This window comes from Nostoc sp. CHAB 5715 (genome assembly GCF_020829685.1).
Taxonomy (GTDB): Bacteria; Cyanobacteriota; Cyanobacteriia; order Cyanobacteriales; family Nostocaceae; genus Nostoc.
In genome coordinates this window covers 1-2,454 of sequence record NZ_JAIVFR010001049.1, presented here as the reverse complement: position 1 = coordinate 2,454, position 2,454 = coordinate 1, and the positions used below count along the sequence as shown (strand labels likewise).

The following is a 2,454-nucleotide window of genomic DNA, read 5'->3' as shown; positions in this document are numbered from 1 at the left end:
TCAACGAAGATCCGTTGTTTCAGGCTATTGGCTACTAGCTTAATTATCAGTAGCGTAGGCGCAGCCCGCCGCAGGCATCGCTGGCTAATGGTGAAAAAATCAAACTTGAATGCCTGAAAATCCATATTCATATTTAATTGCTTCTGTCAATGCGTAAGTCCTATAAGCGGCCCAGTAAAACCCTATCAAAGGCAATTAAGCTGTAGAAAAATCTACACGGATGTCTTGAAAAGTTGAGCTATATACGGTTAGATTGATTTTTGCTGCACACTGGCATCTCATCCAGGTAAACCCAGACGCGCGAGACTTTTCGCTTTTTGCCTCCCCTTTTTAGGCGGGTTAGGGAAACTTCTGTGCGTAAATCCTATTAGTATTACCCGCATACTGTCGTTCGTGAGCAACACTAATAGCGACGCCGATAGCGTAGCGGTAGCGAGTCCGCGAGCGTCATAGCCCGTCGTAGACATCGCTCCAAATATTACCATTTGGTAAAGTCCGTTCAGAACAGTGTTTTCGTTTTAAATTAGGAATATAGGTAATGGATTATAACTATCACCAATTACCAATTCAACAATTGCCACTGGAGATACACGCGGATATACGCCCAGAATGTTTGGATAATTAGGAACCAGGGAAGAGTTTTCCAACACCCAGTCCCCAATACTTCGGCTTACCTCGGCTTACTTCGACTACGCCCTTCTCTACGAGAGGCTGCGCCAACGGCTACGCTCAGGACAAGCTCAGTACAAGTCGCTCGGCACAAGTCAGTACAAGTCGCTTTGCACAAGTCGCGGTTCCTGAGCGTAGTCAAAGGGCAGTACAAGTCCCCAGTCCCCAAGCCCTAAACTAAAAATCAAAATTCCAAAATTATAAAGATGCAACCTACAGATCCAAATAAATTTACTGATAAAGCCTGGGAAGGAATTGTTAAATCCCAGGATATAGTGCGTGCTTATCAACAACAGCAACTAGATGTTGAACATTTAATTATCGCCCTGTTAGAGGAACCCACTAGTCTAGCAATACGTATCCTGGCTCGATCTGAGGTCGATCCAATCCGCTTGCAGCAGCAGCTAGAAGCCTTTACCCAACGTCAGCCGAAAGTTGGTAAAAGCGATCAACTCTACCTTAGCCGGAGTTTAGATGTTTTGCTAGACCGAGCCGAGGAAGCTAGAGCCAGGATGAAAGACTCCTACATTTCCGTGGAACATATACTTTTGGCCTTTGCTGAAGACGATCGCGTTGGACGAAAGATACTCAAAGGCTTTGGTGCGGATGCAGCTAAACTAGAAGCTACTATCAAAGCCATTCGCGGTAGCCAAAAGGTGACAGATCAAACCCCAGAATCCCGTTATGAAGCCTTACAAAAATTTGGTAGAGATTTGACAGAACAGGCAAAAGCTGGAAAACTCGACCCAGTGATTGGGCGGGATGACGAAATTCGGCGGGTAATTCAAGTATTGTCTCGTCGTAGCAAAAATAACCCTGTATTGATTGGTGAACCTGGGGTAGGTAAAACTGCGATCGCAGAAGCTTTAGCACAACGAATGGTTAACGGTGACGTTCCCGAATCTCTGAAAAACCGCCAACTCATCTCCTTAGATATGGGTAGTTTGATTGCTGGGGCAAAATACCGGGGTGAATTTGAAGACCGTCTAAAATCTGTTCTCCGGGAAGTTACGGAATCTAATGGTCAAATTGTCTTATTTATTGACGAATTGCATACCGTAGTCGGCACCGGTTCCAATCAACAAGGGGCAATGGATGCCGGAAATTTGCTCAAACCAATGTTGGCGCGGGGAGAACTGCGTTGTATTGGCGCTACTACCCTCGACGAGTTCCGCAAACACATTGAGAAAGACGCTGCCCTAGAACGCCGCTTTCAGCAAGTATTTGTCGATCAGCCAACTGTGGAAAATACTATTTCCATTCTGCGGGGGTTGAAAGAACGTTATGAAGTGCATCACAACGTCAAAATTTCTGATTCGGCTTTGGTAGCAGCAGCAACCCTGTCAGCGCGTTACATTAGCGATCGCTTCTTACCAGATAAAGCCATTGACTTAGTGGATGAGGCAGCAGCACAGTTAAAAATGGAGATTACCTCCAAACCAGCCGAATTGGAAACCATTGATCGCCGCCTCATGCAGCTAGAAATGGAAAAGCTCTCATTAGCTGGCGAAGAAAAAGGCACTTCCCAAACGAAAGAACGTTTGCAGCGCATTGAACAAGAAATCGCCAATTTAACCCAAAAGCAGCAAATATTTAATGAGCAATGGCAAGGTGAAAAACAGATATTGGAGGCGATAAGCGCCTTAAAGAAAGAAGAAGATGGCAATTAATCCAACTATCGCTACAACGAAACCTATGCCACATAACAATAAATTTACGAAGGGTTTAATTTTAATATCTTTCTTTATTTGAGAAGAATTTCTTGGCTCTGAAGTCGGTATTATT

The 2,454-nt window shown here is 44.6% G+C and carries 1 pseudogene; it reads left to right on the top strand.

Annotated features, from left to right (window positions below):
• Positions 1 to 875 precede the first annotated feature (875 nt).
• A pseudogene (locus LC574_RS35660) lies at positions 876 to 2,330 on the top strand (Clp protease N-terminal domain-containing protein); the annotation flags it as partial.
• Between the last annotated feature and the right edge of the window lie 124 nt (positions 2,331 to 2,454).